This window comes from Anaerofustis stercorihominis, assembly GCF_024623185.1.
Classification (GTDB): Bacteria; Bacillota; Clostridia; order Eubacteriales; family Anaerofustaceae; genus Anaerofustis.
The window spans coordinates 1-3,148 of record NZ_JANJZK010000046.1 but is presented as its reverse complement, the minus strand read 5'-3'; the positions used below and the strand labels follow the sequence as shown (position 1 = coordinate 3,148).

General features: G+C 32.6%; 4 protein-coding genes. All 4 read right to left on the bottom strand.

All coding sequences use genetic code 11. The features are described from left to right. Positions 1–93 precede the first annotated feature (93 nt). The 4 genes from NSA01_RS09870 to NSA01_RS09855 all read right to left on the bottom strand — a co-directional run bounded on the left by NSA01_RS09870 (position 94) and on the right by NSA01_RS09855 (position 2,492). Entirely contained in the window at positions 94–780 is a 687-nt protein-coding gene (locus tag NSA01_RS09870; RefSeq protein ID WP_257481291.1) for a GTP pyrophosphokinase, read from the bottom strand. Positions 781–814: 34 nt separating this feature from the next. Then, positions 815–997, bottom strand: coding sequence for a hypothetical protein (locus NSA01_RS09865; RefSeq protein WP_257481290.1), 183 nt, complete (start codon positions 995–997; stop codon positions 815–817). Positions 998–1,119: 122 nt separating this feature from the next. Continuing rightward, the gene (locus tag NSA01_RS09860) at positions 1,120–1,278 is read right to left on the bottom strand and encodes a hypothetical protein (protein ID WP_257481289.1); all 159 of its coding nucleotides are present in this window, start codon (positions 1,276–1,278) and stop codon (positions 1,120–1,122) included. Between the two features lie 401 nt (positions 1,279–1,679). After that, the gene (locus NSA01_RS09855; RefSeq protein ID WP_257481288.1) at positions 1,680–2,492 is read right to left on the bottom strand and encodes a MerR family transcriptional regulator; all 813 of its coding nucleotides are present in this window, start codon (positions 2,490–2,492) and stop codon (positions 1,680–1,682) included. Positions 2,493–3,148 lie beyond the last annotated feature (656 nt).

Genomic DNA, 3,148 nt, shown 5'->3' with positions numbered 1-3,148 from the left:
AAACTTCGCAGGGATTATAAGGGGCAGAGCCCCTTAAAGGATTGTAAGGCAAAGCCTTACAATAAGGTGTTTCGTGCACCTATGCACGAAAATTTATTCTTCAACAGAATGTATCTTATCTTTAATCTCCTGCATTTTCATATCAGTATAAGATATAAGCGTAGCACATTCTTTAAGTTCTGTTATTATCGTTTCTGCGTCTACAACATCTTTTTTGTATTTCAACTGATGTTCCAAAGTCGCCCAAAAGTCCATTGCAATGGTCCTTATTTGGATTTCGACTCTCAAATACTGCTTTTTGTCGGAAAAGAAGACAGGGATTTCCACTATCATATGATAGCTTCTATATCCGTTTTCCTTCGGTGTCCTGATATAATCTTTGACCGCTATCACATTTATATCGTCCTGCTTTGCGATCATCTTTGCCAGTGCATATATATCATCAAGGAAAGAACATACTATCCTTATTCCCGCAATGTCGTTTAAGTTATCCATAGCAGACTGCACGCTCACTTCAAGCCCCTCTTTTTCAAGCTTTGCAGCAATGCTTTCCGGTTTTTTAAGCCTTGACTTTATAAATTCAATGGGACTGTTTGACCTTTTTACGGCAAGTTCTTCATTCAAAACTTCAAGCTTTGTCTTTACTTCCTTGATTGCACAGCTATACTTCATCATTGCTTCTTTATATTCTTCCGTCTCTTCCATGAAGTATTTTTTCGCGTCCCCCGGCAGGTTGACCGTGCTTACAAACGTTTTGTTCAAATCTTTTTCCATATTCATATATCAAAATTACCTTTTTTCTTAAATCCTTGTATTATTTCCATTCATATCCGCAACTTAAGCAGATAAAGTCAGGTCTTGTTTCATCGTCGGGAGAACACCCTCCGTAGAACTCTTCGCTTCCGCCGAAAGCCTCACAGGCTTCAAAATACATCATCCCGTACATCATTTCTTCAACATCTTTACTCTTACATTTAGGACATACTTTATCTTTCATAGTCTCACCATGTCTTATATTTTATCATATAAATACACTAAATTACATAGATTTAATATTTTCTTAATAAAAATTAATCAAAAATCAATGTACCTTCAATCATTATTTTAAGTTATTTTTCATCATATAATGATACTTTCAAATTCTTCTTTTGAAAGCTCCCATAAAGATTTACCACCAAAAAGCTGTTCATTTATAGAGCTTTCCTTAAACTCCATATTCCCTAATCTTTCTTCAATTTTTCCGTCTCCGCACCAATAAAGCTCTTCTTTTTCTTCCATATTTTTTTACCTTAGTCTTTATACTTAAATTTAACAAACATATTTTTTATTTTTTCCCCTTAACCGTATTTAATTGTTAGATTGAAAATGAAAACTTTTATTTGATATTATCCATTACTCCGCAAGTATGTTTAAGAAAAATAACTTATATTTTAATTATACCATTTTACTTTAAACATGTAAATTTACGAATTTTATACATTATCAACTTAATACAATTATTTTTTAATATTAAAACAACTGTTTTAATACCTTATTATATCTACTTGATTATTAAAAAAGCTTAAACAACTTTACACTGAATTTATATAATAAGCAAAAAAGCACCATATAGGTGCCTTATGCTTATTTTTATTATTCATCTAAATCATCTATTAGATTTAAAAACTAATTGTAAATATTTATTTAACGGGATAACAGCACTCCGTCACTTGTTCTTCCACACTTTTAACTTCTCCCGGTCCTTTATGATAAATCGAGAACATAGGTCCTATGAATTCCAAATCGTTTTTCTTGGCATATTCCACTGCTTCAATATTTATATCTCCTATTTGTTCATAGCTTCCGCTAAAGATTATGCTAACTACGTTCGTTTTAGGCATATCTTTTACTTTTATTTCCCCTACTTCTTTTACGCTGGCTCTTACGCTTACTCCTACTTCTACGTCTACGTTTGTATCTTTGTATTCTTTATCGTGATAAATCGCCATATTGAACTGAGGGTCTACCCCGTTTGGATAGTTGGAATAAAGTCCCTTCATAAGCTTTCCCCATAACATACCTTCATCGGGGAAGGTCGGTATTGTATCTCTTATATATGCGATTTTATATGCGGGTATAGTTTTTCTTTCGATATTGTATTTCATAATATTTTCACTCCTGCTAAGCCTAAGAATGTTCTTATCGATTAAATCAAGCTGGTTTTTGACCTTCGTTAGCTCTTCTTCCTTATCATTCTTATACTTTATCAAATAATTTTTTATTTCTTCCTTAGTAGTGTTTTTATCTAAAATTATCTTGATATCGCTTAAACTAAACCCCATTTTTTGAAGCAGTATGATATTGCTTACCTTTATAAGCTGACTCTCGTCATAATATCTGTATCCGCTTTCTTTATCCACATACATGGGTCTTAGTAAATCCAGCTTATCAAAATGTCTCAGCATCCTCACACTTACTAAAGATAATTTTGAAAAATGTCCTATTTTTATCATGATAAACCTCCGTTTTTGAGCTCAAATATATTCTATATCCTGACATAGTGTAAGAGTCAATACTTTATTTTTCTTTATTTAAGAAACAAATATTCAAGAGACTCTGTCCCTTACGCACTGCTTAATCTTTGCTCGCCTAAAGTTTAAGAATAAAGGGCTCCACTCAATCGCCGTGGTGGCTCTTAAACGCTTATCAATTTCCAGAGAAACGCTGCCCGCGTTTCTTGGAAGAAAAGCTACCCCTACCTCTAAATAAAAAATTATAATCTAAAATAACAAATCAATATTTGTATTTAAGGATATGGGATTGGCGACTTAACAGATTAAAAAACTCGAAAATCTTGCCAAAGAAAACCTAACCTTATTGTTTAATGTGTCAAGGCACATATGGATTTTATTAAAATCCAGCCCATTTTTCAAATGGGTAAACAGTCAAATTCTTCCACTGCGTAGTTCCAAGCCTTCGGCAAAAGAGATATTAAACTTACAAAAAGTCATTTACCCACAAATTACCTCAAAAAATTATTACCTTTAATATAAAAAAACTTTTATTTATAGATTTGGAAATCCAGTTACTAGCACGTTTAACTAAAAAAACTTTCCAATAAATAAGGGATTGGGGTAGCGGTCTTTTCAAAAATCTCGGGCAGAGATTT

Bases quoted from the DNA above. Each gene is read 5' to 3' on its own strand.
- NSA01_RS09865 (WP_257481290.1), bottom strand. From the start codon at position 997: ATGAAAGATAAAGTATGTCCTAAATGTAAGAGTAAAGATGTTGAAGAA.
- NSA01_RS09870 (WP_257481291.1), bottom strand. From the start codon at position 780: ATGAATATGGAAAAAGATTTGAACAAAACGTTTGTAAGCACGGTCAAC.
- NSA01_RS09855 (WP_257481288.1), bottom strand. From the start codon at position 2,492: ATGATAAAAATAGGACATTTTTCAAAATTATCTTTAGTAAGTGTGAGG.
- NSA01_RS09860 (WP_257481289.1), bottom strand. From the start codon at position 1,278: ATGGAAGAAAAAGAAGAGCTTTATTGGTGCGGAGACGGAAAAATTGAA.